Annotated in this window: 14 protein-coding genes; 9 read left to right on the top strand and 5 right to left on the bottom strand. The window is 71.8% G+C overall.

The annotated features are described in order from the left end of the window. The first annotated feature begins 6 nt into the window (after window positions 1-6). The 3 genes from ACRAKF_RS29825 to ACRAKF_RS29815 all read left to right on the top strand — a co-directional run bounded on the left by ACRAKF_RS29825 (window position 7) and on the right by ACRAKF_RS29815 (window position 2646). Entirely contained in the window at window positions 7-1386 is a 1380-nt protein-coding gene (locus tag ACRAKF_RS29825) for an FAD-dependent oxidoreductase (RefSeq protein ID WP_447040635.1), read from the top strand. Between the two features lie 206 nt (window positions 1387-1592). Next, window positions 1593-1724, top strand: coding sequence for a hypothetical protein (locus tag ACRAKF_RS29820; RefSeq protein WP_447040634.1), 132 nt, complete (start codon window positions 1593-1595; stop codon window positions 1722-1724). A 7-nt stretch (window positions 1725-1731) separates the two neighbouring features. Next, complete coding sequence (locus ACRAKF_RS29815) at window positions 1732-2646, top strand: NAD-dependent epimerase/dehydratase family protein (RefSeq protein WP_447040633.1); 915 nt, start codon at window positions 1732-1734, stop codon at window positions 2644-2646. Window positions 2647-2711: 65 nt separating this feature from the next. On the opposite strand, the gene hemE is transcribed toward ACRAKF_RS29815, so the two are convergent. Beyond that, window positions 2712-3719, bottom strand: a complete 1008-nt coding sequence (gene hemE / locus ACRAKF_RS29810; RefSeq protein WP_447042241.1) for a uroporphyrinogen decarboxylase — start codon at window positions 3717-3719, stop codon at window positions 2712-2714. Between the two features lie 151 nt (window positions 3720-3870). On the opposite strand from hemE, the gene ACRAKF_RS29805 reads away from it, so the two are divergent. The 5 genes from ACRAKF_RS29805 (at window position 3871) to ACRAKF_RS29785 (ending at window position 10320) form a co-directional block, all read left to right on the top strand. Further along, window positions 3871-4530, top strand: coding sequence for a DUF3000 domain-containing protein (locus tag ACRAKF_RS29805; RefSeq protein ID WP_447040632.1), 660 nt, complete (start codon window positions 3871-3873; stop codon window positions 4528-4530). A gap of 298 nt (window positions 4531-4828) precedes the next feature. Further along, window positions 4829-5491 (top strand): response regulator transcription factor, encoded by a 663-nt coding sequence (locus ACRAKF_RS29800; RefSeq protein ID WP_016643199.1) that lies wholly within the window; start codon window positions 4829-4831, stop codon window positions 5489-5491. Between the two features lie 78 nt (window positions 5492-5569). Next, complete coding sequence (locus ACRAKF_RS29795) at window positions 5570-6835, top strand: HRDC domain-containing protein (RefSeq protein WP_447040631.1); 1266 nt, start codon at window positions 5570-5572, stop codon at window positions 6833-6835. 129 nt (window positions 6836-6964) lie between these two features. After that, window positions 6965-8191: a thiolase family protein gene (locus tag ACRAKF_RS29790; RefSeq protein ID WP_447040630.1), complete on the top strand. Its 1227-nt coding sequence runs from the start codon at window positions 6965-6967 to the stop codon at window positions 8189-8191. Next, a complete protein-coding gene (locus ACRAKF_RS29785) occupies window positions 8188-10320 on the top strand; it encodes a 3-hydroxyacyl-CoA dehydrogenase NAD-binding domain-containing protein (RefSeq protein WP_447040629.1) in 2133 nt (710 codons plus the stop codon). The genes ACRAKF_RS29790 and ACRAKF_RS29785 overlap by 4 nt, the downstream gene beginning before the upstream one ends. Window positions 10321-10392: 72 nt before the next feature. Here the strand turns inward: ACRAKF_RS29785 and ACRAKF_RS29780 are convergent, their stop codons facing one another. Next, window positions 10393-11469, bottom strand: a complete 1077-nt coding sequence (locus ACRAKF_RS29780; RefSeq protein ID WP_447040628.1) for a hypothetical protein — start codon at window positions 11467-11469, stop codon at window positions 10393-10395. Between the two features lie 67 nt (window positions 11470-11536). Here ACRAKF_RS29780 and ACRAKF_RS29775 point away from each other — a divergent pair, with 67 nt between their 5' ends. Continuing rightward, window positions 11537-11905: an NTP pyrophosphohydrolase gene (locus tag ACRAKF_RS29775; protein WP_447040627.1), complete on the top strand. Its 369-nt coding sequence runs from the start codon at window positions 11537-11539 to the stop codon at window positions 11903-11905. Between the two features lie 9 nt (window positions 11906-11914). Here ACRAKF_RS29775 and ACRAKF_RS29770 read toward each other — a convergent pair whose 3' ends face one another. From ACRAKF_RS29770 to pgsB, 3 genes are read right to left on the bottom strand one after another with little or no spacing between them, the layout of a single operon-like run. Beyond that, window positions 11915-12988 carry a C40 family peptidase gene (locus ACRAKF_RS29770; RefSeq protein WP_447040626.1) on the bottom strand — a complete coding sequence of 358 codons (1074 nt, stop codon included), beginning with the start codon at window positions 12986-12988 and terminating at the stop codon, window positions 11915-11917. A gap of 16 nt (window positions 12989-13004) precedes the next feature. Beyond that, on the bottom strand, window positions 13005-13487 hold the full coding sequence (locus tag ACRAKF_RS29765) for a poly-gamma-glutamate biosynthesis protein PgsC/CapC (protein ID WP_447040625.1): 483 nt from the start codon (window positions 13485-13487) through the stop codon (window positions 13005-13007). Continuing rightward, entirely contained in the window at window positions 13484-15082 is a 1599-nt protein-coding gene (gene pgsB / locus ACRAKF_RS29760) for a poly-gamma-glutamate synthase PgsB (RefSeq protein WP_447040624.1), read from the bottom strand. The genes ACRAKF_RS29765 and pgsB overlap by 4 nt, the downstream gene beginning before the upstream one ends. Window positions 15083-15084: the final 2 nt, after the last annotated feature.

The following is a 15084-nucleotide window of genomic DNA, read 5'->3' as shown; positions in this document are numbered from 1 at the left end:
GTGGGTATGAGCGGCACACGAGAGCGACTGGTCATCATCGGAGGCGACGCGACGGGCATGTCGGCGGCGTCGCAGGCACGCAGGCTCAGGAAGCCGGAGGAGCTGGAGATCGTCGCGTTCGAGCGCGGCGGCTTCGCCTCGTACTCCGCGTGCGGCATCCCGTACTGGGTGGGCGGCGACGTCGAGGAGCGGGACGACCTGATCGCGCGCACGCCACAGGAGCACCGCGAGCGCGACATCGACCTGCGGATGCGCACGGAGGCGCTCCGCATCGACGTCCCGGGCAGGCGCGTACTGGCCCGCGACCTCGCGTCCGGCGAGGAGTACTGGACGGCGTACGACAAGCTCGTCATCGCGACCGGCGCCCGTCCCATCCGCCCGCCGCTGCCCGGCATCGACGCCCCCGGTGTGCACGGCGTGCAGACCCTCGGCGACGGGCAGGCGCTGATCGACGCCCTGACGCGTACGGAGGGCCGGCGTGCGGTGGTGGTCGGCGCGGGCTACATCGGCGTCGAGATGGCGGAGGCGCTGATCCGCCGCGGCTACGACGTGACGGCCGTCAACCGCGGCAAGGAGCCGATGTCCACGCTCGACCCGGACATGGGCCGCCTGGTCCACGACGCGATGACCGGCATGGGCATCGAGATGGTGAACGACGCCGAGGTCACGGAGGTCCTCACCGGGGACGACGGCCGGGTCAGGGCGGTGGCCACCGAGGACGCCGAGTACCCGGCGGACATCGTGGTGCTCGGCCTCGGCGTCCGCCCCGAGACGACGCTCGCCGAGGAGGCCGGGCTGCCGGTCGGCGAGAACGGCGGCCTGCTGACCGACCTGGCGATGCGGGTGCGCGGCCACGAGGACATCTGGGCCGGCGGGGACTGCGTGGAGGTGCTCGACCTGGTGTCGGGCCGGGAGCGCCACATCGCGCTCGGCACCCACGCGAACAAGCACGGGCAGGTCATCGGCTCCAACGTGGGCGGCGGCTACGCGACGTTCCCCGGCGTGGTGGGCACGGCCGTCAGCAAGGTGTGCGACCTGGAGATCGCCCGCACGGGTCTGCGCGAGAATGAGGCGCGGGCGGCGGGCCTGCGGTACGTGGCGGTGACCATCGAGTCGACGAGTCGCGCGGGCTACTACCCGGGCGCGGCCCCGATGACGGTGAAGATGCTGGCCGAGCGGCGCACGGGCAGGCTGCTCGGCGTCCAGATCGTCGGCCGTGAGGGCGCGGGCAAGCGGGTGGACGTCGCGGCGGTCGCCCTGACGGCACGGATGACGGTGGAGCAGATGACGGCCCTGGACCTGGGCTACGCGCCGCCCTTCTCCCCCGTGTGGGACCCGGTCCTGGTGGCGGCGCGCAAGGCGGTGGCGGCGGTCCGGGCGGGCTGACGGCGACGCCCCTGTCCGCGTTCACGCCCCGCACATGCCCTGTTTCGGCCCCTCTTCCCCTGCGCACACCCCCACCTCGGCTCGCCTTCTGTCCCGATAGGTGAGTGCCGTCTCTTTTCCGCCAGCTTTCACGGAATCAGCACAGATCCTCCAGACGGGACGCACCATGTGACGCGTCAGAGCGGCACGGACACACACTGCGACAGGTGGGGACCACACACCCGATGAAGAACACCCCGCGAGCGGCGGCTCTCGACGCCGGCGCTCCGCCTCTCACGCTCTCGCTGCCCGGCTCACCGGCGGAGCCGGACGGCTCCCCCCTCCTCAAGGAAGCGTGAGGCGACCGTGCGCATCCTCGTCCTCGGCTCCACCGGATTTCTGGGCGGGCACATCGCCGAGCGGCTGCACGGCCTGCCGGGCGTGCGGCTGCTGCGCGCCGGCCGCGCCCCCGGCGACGCCCCGCGGATCGACCTCGCCACGTGCACCCTCGACGGGCTCATCGAGCGGCTCGCCAAGGCGGCGCCCGACGCCGTGGTCAACTGCGCGGGCTCGGTCGGCGGCAGCCCCCTGCCCCTCGCCGAGGTCAACGCGCGCGGCCCGGCCGTGCTCTGCGCGGCCATGGCGGCGGCGCTGCCCGAGGCCCGCCTCGTGCACCTCGGCTCGGCGGCCGAGTACGGGCCGACCGGCGCCGGCGAGCGGACCCCGGAGGACGCTCCCGCCCGCCCGGTCACCCCGTACGGCGCCACCAAGCTGGCCGGGACGCTCGCCGTCCTGGAGAGCCCGCTCGACGCCCTGGTCCTGCGGGTCACCATGCCGGTGGGCCCCGGCGCGCCGACCGTCGGGCTGCCCGGACGCCTGACCGCCGAGCTGAGCCGGGCCGTGGCCCAGACCCCGCACGGCACGGTCAAGGTGGGCGATCTGTCGGCGCACCGGGACTTCGTCGACGTACGCGACGTGGCGCGGGCGGTGGCGCTCGCCCTGGCCCTGCCGGGGCGGCTGCCGCGGCTGGTCAACGTCGGCGGTGGGCGGGCGGCCCCGGTGCGCGACCTGGCGCACGGCCTGGTCAGGGCGGCGGACTTCACCGGCGAGCTCCTGGAGACGGCCGGCGCGGCCGGCCGTGCCACGGCGGTGCCCTGGCAGTGCGCCGACATCACCGCGGCGGAGTGGGAACTGGGCTGGCAGCCGCGGTTCTCCCTGCGCGACTCGGTGGCCACGCTCTGGACCTCGGACGGCGCACCCGGCGCCCCCCGGCCCGCTTGAGCGGAAACGGTCCCTGCCCGAGACGGTCCCTGCCCGAGCGGGCAGGGACCGTTTCCGGACAATTTTCAGACAGTCGTGCGCTCGTGCACGTACTCCACGAGCCGGGTCAGCGCGTCGGGGTCCGTGGTCGGCAGGACGCCGTGGCCGAGGTTGAAGATGTGCCCCTCCAGGCCCTTCGCCGCGGCGAGCACCTCGTCGGTCTTCGTCTCGACGGCCTCGCGCGTGGAGAACAGGACCGCCGGGTCGAGGTTGCCCTGGATCGCCTTGCCGGGTCCGACGCGGCGCGCCGCCTCGTCCACCGGCACCCGCCAGTCGGCGCCGACGACATCGGCACCGGCCTCGCCCATGAGGCCGAGCAGCTCGCCCGTGCCGACGCCGAAGTGGATGCGCGGCACGCCGTACGAGGCGATCGCGTCGAAGACCTTCGCCGACGCGGGCATCACCGAGCGCCGGTAGTCGGCGGGCGAGAGGGCGCCCACCCAGGAGTCGAAGAGCTGCACGGCGCTGGCGCCCGCCTCGATCTGCACCTTCAGGAAGGCCCCGGTGATCTCCGCGAGCCGGTCCAGGAGATCGGCCCAGAGCTGCGGGTCGCCGTACATGAGCGCCTTGGTGTGCTCGTGGTTGCGGCTCGGTCCGCCCTCGACGAGGTAGCTCGCGAGGGTGAAAGGCGCGCCCGCGAATCCGATGAGCGGCGTGGAGCCGAGCTCGGCCGTCAGCATGCCCATCGCCTCGGTGACGTAGTGCACGTCCTCCGGCGTGAGGTCCCGCAACCGCGCGAGGTCGGCACGCGTACGGATGGGGTTCTCGACGACGGGCCCGACGCCGGGCTTGATGTCGAGGTCGATCCCGATCGCCTTCAGCGGCACGACGATGTCGCTGAAGTAGATCGCGGCGTCCACGTTGTGGCGGCGCACCGGCTGGAGCGTGATCTCGGTGACCAGGTCGGGCCGCATGCAGGACTCCAGCATGGCCGTGCCCTCGCGCACCTTGAGGTACTCGGGCAGTGAGCGCCCCGCCTGCCGCATGAACCAGACCGGCGTGTGCGGCACGGCCTCACGCCGGCACGCCTTCATGAACGGGGAGTCGTACGTCGCTGCGTCTCGCCGGCCCGCGGGGCTCTGGCTGCTGTTGGCACTCACCCGGAAAGTCTCCCACGTCGACCGGGAGCCCTCCGACGGGTGTCTCTCCCTGCACGAAGGCGCCGTTCCCCTTAACCTTCCCCGCATGGCTGCGGCTCAGGGACAACGGTCGGACGGCGCTGGCGAGATGGAGAGTTCGGAGGGGAAGGTGGCGGATTCGGCTCCGCTGCCCTTCCGCACGGCGGTCGACGCGCTGCGGGGGGCACGGCTGCGGCCGGAGATCGAGATCGATCCGACGCGGGCACCGCAGCGGCTCGCGCCGCACGCGTACGCGCTGGAGGCGGCGGTCGTGGACGGCGAGGAGGACCTCGCGGACGGCCGCCTCGTGCTGCTGCACGACCCGGCGGGGCACGACGCCTGGCAGGGCACCTTCCGGCTCGTCACGCTGGTGCGGGCGGAGCTGGAACCGGAGATGGCGGCGGATCCGCTGCTGCCCGAGGTGTGCTGGTCCTGGCTGACCGGCGCACTTCAGTCGCGCGGGCTCTCCGCCGGGGAGGCCGGCGGTACGGTGACGCGCGCCGGATCGCACTACTTCGGGGGGCTCGCGGACCGCCCGCCCGCCTCGCAGATCGAGATCCGGGCCTCGTGGACGCCGCGGGAGGGCGCCGGCGGGGTGCCGGACACCGCGACGCACCTGGCCGCGTGGTGCGAGCTGCTCTGCCAGGTCGCCGGGCTGCCGCCGGCCGCGCCGGGCGACGCGTCCGTGGTGTCGCTGCCGCAGCGGAGGGGGCCGCTCTCCCCCTGATCCGCTTCCGCTGGTCCGGTCGCCCTGCCCACCCGTTGATCCAACGGGTGGGTTTCGTGTGCGCCGGAGCGTTCGGCCGGGGGTGCCTCTTCCGTGGTCACCCGGAAGAGTGACCACTCGGTTCGATCTTCGGATGATCGAGTGCGCGTCCGAATTGCCCCGATTATTACGCACCAAATCCTGATCATTTCCTAAAGGCGGGCGCCTTTGCTGCCGAAGAGGTTTGTGACCTTGAAAGCACGGTTTCGCCCGGCTTCATCCCCGAGCCGGCCCCGTCCCGCCACCCCCAGGAGGCCTGGTGTCCGTTCTCCTCGAGCAGCCCGCAAGCCTGGTCGCCTACCGCCCGAACAAGCCGACCGCCATGGTCGTCGTGGCCGACCCCCGCGTCCGTTCCACCGTCACCCGCCATCTGTGGGCGCTCGGCGTACGCGACGTCATCGAAGCCTCGTCCATCGCGGAGGCTCGTCCCCGCATCGGCAACCCCCGGGACATCTGCGTCGCAGACGTCCACCTCCCCGACGGCTCAGGCCTGACGCTCCTCTCCGAGACCCGCGCGGCAGGCTGGCCCAACGGCCTCGCCCTCTCCGCCGCCGACGACATCGGTGCCGTGCGCAACGCCCTCGCGGGCGGCGTCAAGGGCTACGTCGTCACCGGCACGCGTACGAACGTCGGACTCCCCACCCGCCCCGGCGCCGCCCCCATCGGCTCGGCCGCCGCCCGAATGCACCGCCGCCCTCCGGGCACCCCGAGCCACCCCGGCGGCTACCGCGAGCTGTCCGGCCGTGAGGTCGAGGTGCTCCGCCTGGTCGCCGAAGGCCAGTCGAACAAGGCCATCGGCGTCTCGATGGGCCTGTCCGCCCTGACCGTGAAGAGCCACCTCGCCCGGATCGCGCGCAAGCTCGGCACGGGTGACCGGGCCGGGATGGTCGCGGTCGCCCTGCGCACCGGAATCATCCACTGACTGATTTACAACCCTTTAGCGCCCGTCGACGGAACGTTCCGTCGACGGGCGCCGCGCATACACAGATACCCTTGACAGGTGACCGACGCCCAAGAGACCGCAGCAGACAGCTCACTGCGAACCACCGGAGGCGCTCCTCCGGACGACGTCGAAACGGCGCCGACCCCGCTGCTCGAGCCCCGCGACGGCATTCCGCCGGTGATCGCCGACGAGGAGGCCCTCGCCGAGATGATCGCCGCGTACGCCCGCGGCACCGGCCCCGTGGCCGTGGACGCCGAGCGCGCGTCCGGCTACCGGTACGGCCAGCGCGCCTATCTCGTCCAGCTCCGCCGCGAGGGCGCGGGCACCGCCCTGATCGACCCCGTGGCCTGCCCCGACCTCTCCGGCCTCGGCGAGGCCATCGGCGACGCGGAGTGGGTCCTGCACGCGGCCACGCAGGATCTGCCGTGCCTGCGCGAAATAGGCATGATCCCCTCGTGCATCTTCGACACCGAGCTGGCGGGACGGCTCGCCGGGTTCCCGCGCGTCGGTCTCGGCGCGATGGTCGAGAGCGTCCTCGGGTACGTCCTGGAGAAGGGGCACTCCGCCGTCGACTGGTCGACCCGGCCACTGCCCGAGCCCTGGCTGCGGTACGCGGCGCTGGACGTGGAGCTCCTGGTCGACCTGCGCGACGCCCTGGAGAAGGAGCTGGACCGGCAGGGCAAGCTGGAGTGGGCCCGCGAGGAGTTCGACGCCATCGCCTCCGCGCCGCCCGCGCCGCCCCGCAAGGACCCCTGGCGGCGGACGTCCGGGATGCACAAGGTGCGGCGGCGCCGTCAGATGGCGGTCGTACGGGAGCTGTGGACCGCGCGTGACAAGGTCGCCCAGCGGCGGGACGTGTCGCCCGGCAAGGTGCTCAGCGACGGGGCGATCGTCGAGGCGGCGCTCGGGCTGCCGCCCAACGTGCACGCGCTCGCGGGCCTCTCGGGCTTCGGGCACCGCATGGGCCGGCGCCAGCTCGAACAGTGGCAGGCGGCGGTCGACCGGGCGAAGGCACTGCCGGACTCCGAGCTTCCGCAGCCCGGGCAGGCGGTGAGCGGTCCTCCGCCGCCGCGCTCCTGGGCGGACCGTGACCCCGCGGCGGCGGCACGTCTGTCCGCGGCGCGGGCGGCGGTCTCCGCGCTGGCGGAGCAGCTCAACATGCCGCAGGAGAACCTGATCACCCCGGACACGGTCCGCCGCGTCTGCTGGGAGCCCCCGGCTCCGGTGGACGCCGGGACCGTGGCCGAGGCCCTGGCCTCCCACGGCGCCCGCCCCTGGCAGATCACCCACGTGACCCCGGCACTGGTGGCGGCCCTCGCCTGAGCGACCCGCGGCCAGATGTGACGTTCGCCTCCCCGAGCCCTCCCTTGGCCGCATAGTTACCGGCAAGTAGGGTGAGCGGAGGAAGCGCGCCGCAGGTGTGGCGCAACCGCACCCTGGAGGAGAGCCATCGTGCCTCGTACCGTCAGGGACGTCGTCTTCGTGGACGGCGTCCGCACCCCGTTCGGCAAGGCGGGTCCGAAGGGCATCTACCACGAGACCCGTGCCGATGACCTCGTCGTGAAGGCCATCCGGGAGCTGCTGCGCCGCAACCCGGACCTCGACCCCGCCAAGATCGACGAGGTCGCCATCGCCGCGACCACGCAGATCGGCGACCAGGGTCTGACGATCGGCCGCACCGCCGGCATCCTGGCCGGGCTCCCGCAGTCCGTGCCCGGCTACTCCATCGACCGCATGTGCGCCGGCGCGCTGACCGCCGTGACCTCGGTCGCGGGCAGCGTCGCCTTCGGCGCGTACGACATCGCCGTCGCCGGCGGTGTCGAGCACATGGGCCGCCACCCCATGGGCGAGGGCGTCGACCCGAACCCCCGCTTCGTCAGCGAGAAGCTCGTCGACGAGTCCGCCCTGTTCATGGGCATGACCGCCGAGAACCTGCACGACCGCTACCCGGCCATCACCAAGCAGCGCGCCGACGAGTACGCCGTGCGCTCGCAGGAGAAGGCCGCCAAGGCGTACGCCGACGGCAAGATCCAGGCCGACCTGGTGCCGATCTCCGTACGGCGCACGAACGAGGAGGCCGGTGAGACCGGCTGGGGCCTGGCCACCGCCGACGAGCCGATGCGTCCGGGGACGACCCTGGAGAACCTCGCGGGGCTCAAGACGCCGTTCCGTACGCACGGCCGCGTCACGGCCGGCAACGCCGCGGGCCTCAACGACGGCGCCACCGCCTCGCTGATCGCCTCCGAGGAGTTCGCGCGGGAGAACAACCTCCCCGTGAAGATGCGCCTCGTCTCGTACGCCTTCGCGGGCGTCGAGCCCGAGGTCATGGGCTACGGCCCGATCCCGGCCACGGAGAAGGCGCTGGCCAAGTCGGGCCTGGACATCTCCGACATCGGTCTCTTCGAGATCAACGAGGCCTTCGCCGTGCAGGTGCTCGCCTTCCTGGAGCACTACGGCATCGCGGACGACGACACGCGCGTCAACCAGTACGGCGGCGCCATCGCGTTCGGCCACCCGCTCGCCTCCTCCGGCGTGCGCCTGATGACGCAGCTCGCGCGGCAGTTCGAGGAGCAGCCCGAGGTCCGCTACGGCATCACGACGATGTGCGTCGGCTTCGGCATGGGCGCGACGGTCATCTGGGAGAACCCGAACCACAAGGACGCCGGAGGCGACAAGTGAGCAGCTCCACCACTGAGCTCCTGAAGGGCGCGGCCGAGCTGTTCCCCGGCGAGGTCGTCACGCAGGCGCACGTACGCCACCTCGACCTCCCCGCGGGAGCGGGCCGCTTCGCGCTCATCACGCTCGACAACGGCCTCGACCACACCAAGCCGACCACCTTCGGCCCGCAGTCCCTCGCCAACCTGAACACGGCGATCGACCAGGTCGAGAAGGAGGCGGCCGAGGGCGCGATCGTCGGCGCCGGCATCACCGGCAAGCCGTTCATCTTCGCCGTCGGCGCCGACCTCAAGGGCGTGGAGCTGCTGAAGCGCCACGAGGACGCGCTCGCCATCGGCAAGGGCGGCCACGAGGTCTTCAAGCGGCTCTCGGGCCTGGCCGTGCCGACCTTCGCGTACTACAACGGCGCCGCGATGGGCGGTGGCGTCGAGGTCGGTCTGCACTGCTCGTACCGCACCGTCTCCAAGGCGCTGCCCGCCTTCTCGCTGCCCGAGGTCTTCCTCGGCCTGGTCCCGGGCTGGGGCGGCTGCGCGCTGCTCCCGAACCTGATCGGCGCCGACAAGGCCGTCTCGGTCATCATCGAGAACTCGCTGAACCAGAACCGTCAGCTCAAGGGCAAGCAGGTCTTCGAGCTCGGCATCGCCGACGCGCTCTTCGAGGGCGCCGACTTCCTGGAGCAGTCGCTGATCTGGACGGCCTCCGTCCTGAACGGCTCCGTCGAGGTCGTCCGCGGCGAGGTCGACCGCGGCGAGGGCTGGGACGCCGCCGTCGCCCGCGGCCGTGCCATTGCCGACTCCAAGGTGCACGGGGCCGCTCCGGCCGCCTACCGCGCCCTGGAGATCATCGAGGCCGCCAAGGACGGCGACCTCCAGAAGGGCTTCGACGCCGAGGACACCGCGCTCGCCGACCTGATCATGGGCGGTGAACTGCGCGCGGGCATCTACTCGTTCAACCTCGTGCAGAAGCGCGGCAAGCGCCCGGCCGGTGCCCCGGACAAGAGCCTGGCGCGCCCGGTCACCAAGGTGGGCGTCGTCGGCGCCGGCCTGATGGCCTCCCAGCTCGCGCTGCTCTTCCTGCGCCGCCTGGAGGTGCCGGTCGTCCTGACCGACATCGACCAGGAGCGCGTCGACAAGGGCGTGGGCTACGTCCACGCCGAGATCGACAAGCTGCTCGGCAAGGGCCGCATCAACCAGGACAAGGCCAACCGCCTCAAGGCCCTGGTCAGCGGTGTGCTCGACAAGGCCGAGGGCTTCTCCGACGCCGACTTCATCATCGAGGCCGTCTTCGAGGAGATCGGCGTCAAGCAGCAGGTGTTCGCCGAGGTCGAGGCGGTCGCCCCGGCGCACGCGGTCCTCGCGACCAACACCTCCTCGCTCTCCGTCTCCGAGATGGCGTCGAAGCTGAAGCACCCCGAGCGGGTCGTCGGCTTCCACTTCTTCAACCCGGTCGCGATCCTGCCGCTCCTGGAGATCGTGCGCGGCGAGCGGACGGACGACGCGTCGCTGGCCACGGCCTTCGGTGTCGCCAAGAAGCTGAAGAAGACCGCGGTGCTCGTGAAGGACGCCCCGGCGTTCGTCGTGAACCGCATCCTGACCCGCTTCATGGGCGAGATCCAGAACGTCATCGACGAGGGCACCCCGGTCGCGGTCGCCGAGAAGGCCGTCGAGCCGCTCGGTCTGCCGATGTCGCCGCTGGTGCTCCTCGAGCTGGTCGGCCCGGCCATCGGTCTGCACGTCTCCGAGACCCTGAACCGCGCCTTCCCGGAGCGCTTCACGGTCTCCCCGAACCTCGCCGCCGTCGTCAAGGCGGGCAAGCGCGGCTTCTACGTGTACGACTCCGGCAAGCCGGAGCTGGACCCGGAGGTCGCCGCTCTCCTCAAGCAGGGCGACAGCGTCCTGACCGAGGAGCAGGTGCGGGAGCGTGTCCTGGACGCCGTGGCGCAGGAGATCGGGCTCATGCTCGACGAGGGCGTCGTCGCCGAGGCCCAGGACATCGACCTCTGCCTGATCACCGGCGCGGGCTGGCCCTTCCACCTGGGCGGCATCACGCCGTACCTGGACCGCGAGGGCGTCAGCGAGCGCGTCAACGGCAAGCGGTTCCTCGACCGGGGCGTGGCGAGCGTCCCGGCGTAACCCGCGAAAACGCAGACGACGGCGGGGCCGTACGGAAGTCACTTCCGTACGGCCCCGCCGTCGTGCGGGCCCTCAGAGCGCGGTCCACGCCTCCAGCGCGAGCCCCTGCTCCGCCTTCTGGCGGGCCAGGCGCAGCGTCCCGTCGAGACCGACCGCCGCGATGACCACGCGGCCGCGCGCGTCGAGCGCGAGGGCCGGTGCGCCGAGGCACGGCTCGCCGGTCTCGGCCCACCACAGGCCGGCGCCCTCGTCCTCGGTGGGGAACGCGCCGATCGCCGGGCGGCCCGAGGCCGCGCGGTGGGCGAGGACCGTGCAGTCGTGGCCTTCTATGGGCGTGCGCAGGGCCGCCGTGGCGCCTGTCCCCGGAGCGCCGCCGAGCGGCACGGGCGCGCCGCCGTCCGCGGGGCGGTACGCGAGGACCCCGCCGCCGTCGGCGCCCGCGGCGTAGTACGTGAGGCGGTCGGGGCCGGTCTCCAAGGCCGTGCCGGAGGCGGGCGCGGGGGCGAGCGGGACGTCGTCGGCGCGCAGCAGCTCGCCGCCCTGGGTCTCCTGGGCCCAGCGCAGGGTCGCCTCGGCGCCGGGTGCGTAGACCTCCACGCGGCCGGTGGACGTGGCGAGGGCGACGATGCCGTCCAGGGCCTGGCGGACCTTGAAGTCCTTCCACCCCTCCCACTTGCCGCCCTTGCCCTCGCGGCGCATCCGGACGCTGTTCACCGCGTCCCGCACGAAGACGTGGACGGTTCCCGCGGCGTCCACCGCGGCGGCGGGCGCGCCGAGGTGCGGGGCGCGCTCGACGAGCTTGGTGTGCGGGTTGCCGACCGAGCGCCAGTCCATGAGGGGCCGCCCCGGCTGGTACTGGATGGAGTGCACGATGTCGACGAGGGGCTTCCCCTCGCCGTCGCGCCGCTCGCGGCGGCCGAGGAAGTGCACGTACCCGTCGGCGCCCTGGGCCAGGGTCAGATAGGTCAGGTCGGGCGCCTCGAAGAAGTCGGGGCCCGTCCAGTGGGGGCCGCCGGGTGTGGTCTCCGTCCAGCGGAGCAGTCCGCCCTCGGCCCTGACGTAGGCGGTGAGCCTGCCGTCACGGCCGCTCAGCAGCCAGCGGGCGCTCTCCGGAACACCGGTGATCACCGGCTTCGACCTCGACGGCATGACTCGGCGGCAACCCTTCCACGACCACGTGCGCACAACGCTCTACTGGTTAGTTTACGTTTGCCGCATGAGAACTCTCGTCGTCGTCGACGCCGCGAACGTCGTCGGGTCCGTCCCCGACGGCTGGTGGCACGACCGCCGCGGGGCCGCCGAGCGGCTGCGGGACGGACTCGTCGCGTACGCGGAGGAAGGGCTGCCCGGCCATCCGGGGCCGCTGGACATCGTCCTGGTCGTGGAGGGCGCCGCGCGCGGCGTGGAGTCCGTGCCCGGTGTACGGGTGGAGAGCGCGCCCGGCAGCGGCGACGACCGCATCGCGGAACTGGCCGCCGAGGCCGCGGGCCGTCCCTGCCTGGTCATCACGGCCGACCGGGAACTGCGCCGGAGGGTGGGCGAGTCGGGGGCCCAGTGCGCGGGCCCCCGAACCGTACGCCCGTGAAATGTGCCCCTAGAGCCGCTTGGCGCTGCGGAGGGTGGAGGCGTAGTAGCCGTTGCCGTCCAGGCGTGACGTGCCGCCCTTGTCGCCGATCGTCGGGCCGTTGACCTCTTCGCGGCTGGAGATGAAGATCTTGTGGCCGTCGGCGTCGTGGCCGAGGAAGATCCCCACGTGGTCCAGGCGCTCCTTGGTGCGGGCGTCCAGCTTGAAGAAGACCAGGTCACCGGGTTGGATGACGTCGATGGACTTGGGGCGGTCCGCCGCGGAGACGCCCTTCAGCTTGATGACCTCCGTACCGGCCTTGCCGCGCGCCATGCCGTTGGCGGTGCGGGGCAGGCCGTCACCGGCCTGGTCGTTGGACATCAGGGGGTAGCGGGCGCGGTAGCCGAAGACCGTGCGGACGAACCCGGAGCAGTCCATGGCGCGGGCCCGGAGCGCCTCCGGCTGGATGGTGGTGCCGTCGCGGAACGTGTACGGGATGCCGAGGTAGTCGAAGAAGTCCGACTGCTCCAGGCGCAGGTCGTTCCCGGAACTGCCCTCGGGGTTGATCGGGCCGAAGTCGGCGTCGCCCGCGTAGGCGATGCCCTCGTCGTCCTTCTTGACCGGCGCGCCCTGCACGTACTGGAAGGCCATCGCGAAGATGTCGTCCTCCTCGCTGCCGGAGAACTCCTTGTACCAGTCCTTGAACCACTTCTCCTTCTCGGCGCCCTCGCGCCAGGTCTCCGGCATCAGCCGCACCCAGTCGTTGGTGACGACGCGGGACTTGGTGTTCGCCGGCTCGGTGAAGGTGCGGCTCGGGCCGGTCAGCGTCGCGGTGCGGGCGCCGTCCGTGAAGGAGGCGAGCACCTTGCCGTCCTCGGTGCGCAGGACGGAGCGGTCGGGGTTCTTCAGGCGCTCCCACTTCTGCTTCCCGCTCCCCGGCTTGCCGTTGCTGTTCTGCAGGCCGGGGGTGTCGGTGACGGCCTGGACCGTGGGGGTCTTGGCCTCCTCGTCCTTGCGCAGCTCCACGGTGAGGTACGCGCTGCCCGCGAGGAGGGCGAGCACGGTCGCCGCGTGGACGACGGGACGTTTCTTCTTGGGCGGCATCGGTGACTCCTGCGATTCAGACGGACGGCATGAAGCCGAGGAGGATCCCGGCGGTGAGGATGACGTAGGCCATGAGCGTCACCGAACCGGTGGCGAGCAGGGTGGGGCCCTTGGGCTGGCGCACGAGCTGGTAGGCGATGAGGCCGGGGACGATGAAGCCGAGCGTCTGGTTCGCGTACATGAGCGGGAACTCGATCGACAGCACGATCATCACGGTCGCCTGGAGGGTGACGCCGAGCAGCACGACCGCGGCGAACAGACGCTTGCCGTAGAGGATCACGTACTTCTGCATCAGCAGGGTGCCGAGGTAGGTCAGCACGGTCACGCCGAGCACCATGGCCGCGCGCTGGAGGTCCTCGACGAGGGTCAGGGCGAGCCAGCCCGGGGTGATCATGCCGCCGGGCGAGAGGTTGGTCGTCAGGTAGCAGACCAGGGAGAAGAGCAGCCCGAGCGCGATGCCGACCGCGGCGATCTCGGGGGTGAGGACGGAGGGAATCAACGGGGCTCTCCTGGGCTGTGCCACTGCTGGTCGTCGTCATGGGCGGGCGGTGCGGGCGGCACCCGCGGCTCGAAGAGGCCGCGGGGTGCCGGGGGCTGGGACTGCGGTTCCTGCGGGGCGTAGCCCTCGTGGGACACGTACTGCTGGTGCTGCTGGTGCTGGTCGTACTGCTGGTGCTGCTGCTGGTGCTGGTAGTGCTCTTGCGGGGCGTAGTACTGCTGATCCTGGTACGGCTGGTTCTGGATCTGCTGGTTCTGGACCTGCTGGTTCTGGGCCTGCTGCGCGTGGAACTGCTGGATCTGCTGGGTGTGGACCGGGGTGTACCGCTCCTCGTACGCCTCCGGGTAGTGCTGGTACGGGTCGACGTGCGGCTCGTAGAACGGTGCGGGCTCCTCCGGAGCCTGCTCCTCGCTCTCGTCCGGCGGCAGCTCCGCGAGGTGCTCCAGGAGCAGTTCGCCCTGGCCGTGGATGTTGCCGATCGCCACGAGCGAGGAGTCCGGGCCGAGCAGCCCGAGCATCTCGTTCATGAACTCCTCGGGGTCGCGCCGGTCGCCGCCGAGGTCCACCGCGCGCCCGCGCCAGTCGGCGGGGATCGCGTCGATGGCGGACTTGGCGGGGTGGCCGATGACGAAGACCTTCTCCGGCTGGAGGTCGGGGATGATCTCGCCCATCTGGCCGTTGCGCTCGACGCGGTCGGGACGGCAGTTGATGACCACGTTGAGCGGGCGGTTGATGGCGCCGAGGTCGAGGAGCTGGTTGATGTTCATCAGCGTCGACTCGGGGTCGTTGGCCGCGAAGACGTTGGCGAAGCGCAGCTTCTTGCCGTCCTCGGTGGCGTACCGCTCGACCGAGAGGACACCGGGGTCCGGCGGGGCGTCGTACATGCCCTGGAGGGCGACCTCGCGGCCCACGCCGACGAGCTCGGCGACCTTGAGCGCGATCGACACGTTCTCCTTGAAGGTGAACCAGCTGAAGCCGCGCAGCTCCTCGTCGCTCACCGTCTCGGGGTCGGCGTAGATCAGCTCGCAGTTACGCGCGTCCGCCTCCTCCTGGAGGATGTCGAAACGATCCTTCTCGGCGGTGACGCAGATGCCGTTCTCCGGCATGGAGCGGCACAGCGAGCGCGCCACGTCGTCCAGGGTGGGGCCCATCTCGGCGAGGTGGTCCTCACGGACGTTGCAGAGCACGCCGATGGTGGAGCGGATCAGCTTGGACTGGTTGATCTCCTGGAGCGCCGGCATGACCGCCATGCACTCGATGACCAGGGCGTCCGGGTTGTACGCGGCGGCGCGCCGCACGATGCCGATCTGCTCGACGACGTTGGCGATGCCGAACTTGCGGTAGACGGGCTCCTCGGTGGCGTCCGGGTGGATGAAGCGGGCGGCGGTGCCGGTGGTCTTGGCGACCGTGGTGAGGTCGCCGCCGCGCAGGGCTCCCGCGCAGAGGCGGGTGATGGAGGACTTGCCTCGGATGCCGTTGACCAGCACCCGGGTGGGGATGTGCTCCAGGCTGGCGAAGTGCCGCCGCTGTTCGACGACTCCGGCCGCCAGCAGGATGGCGCTGCACACCACGAGCACGGTGTAGAGGAAGAGCACGG

The organism is Streptomyces sp. DSM 118878, from assembly GCF_052936595.1.
The sequence above is the reverse complement of the archived record's forward strand: the minus strand, read 5'-3'. Positions and strand labels throughout refer to the sequence as shown.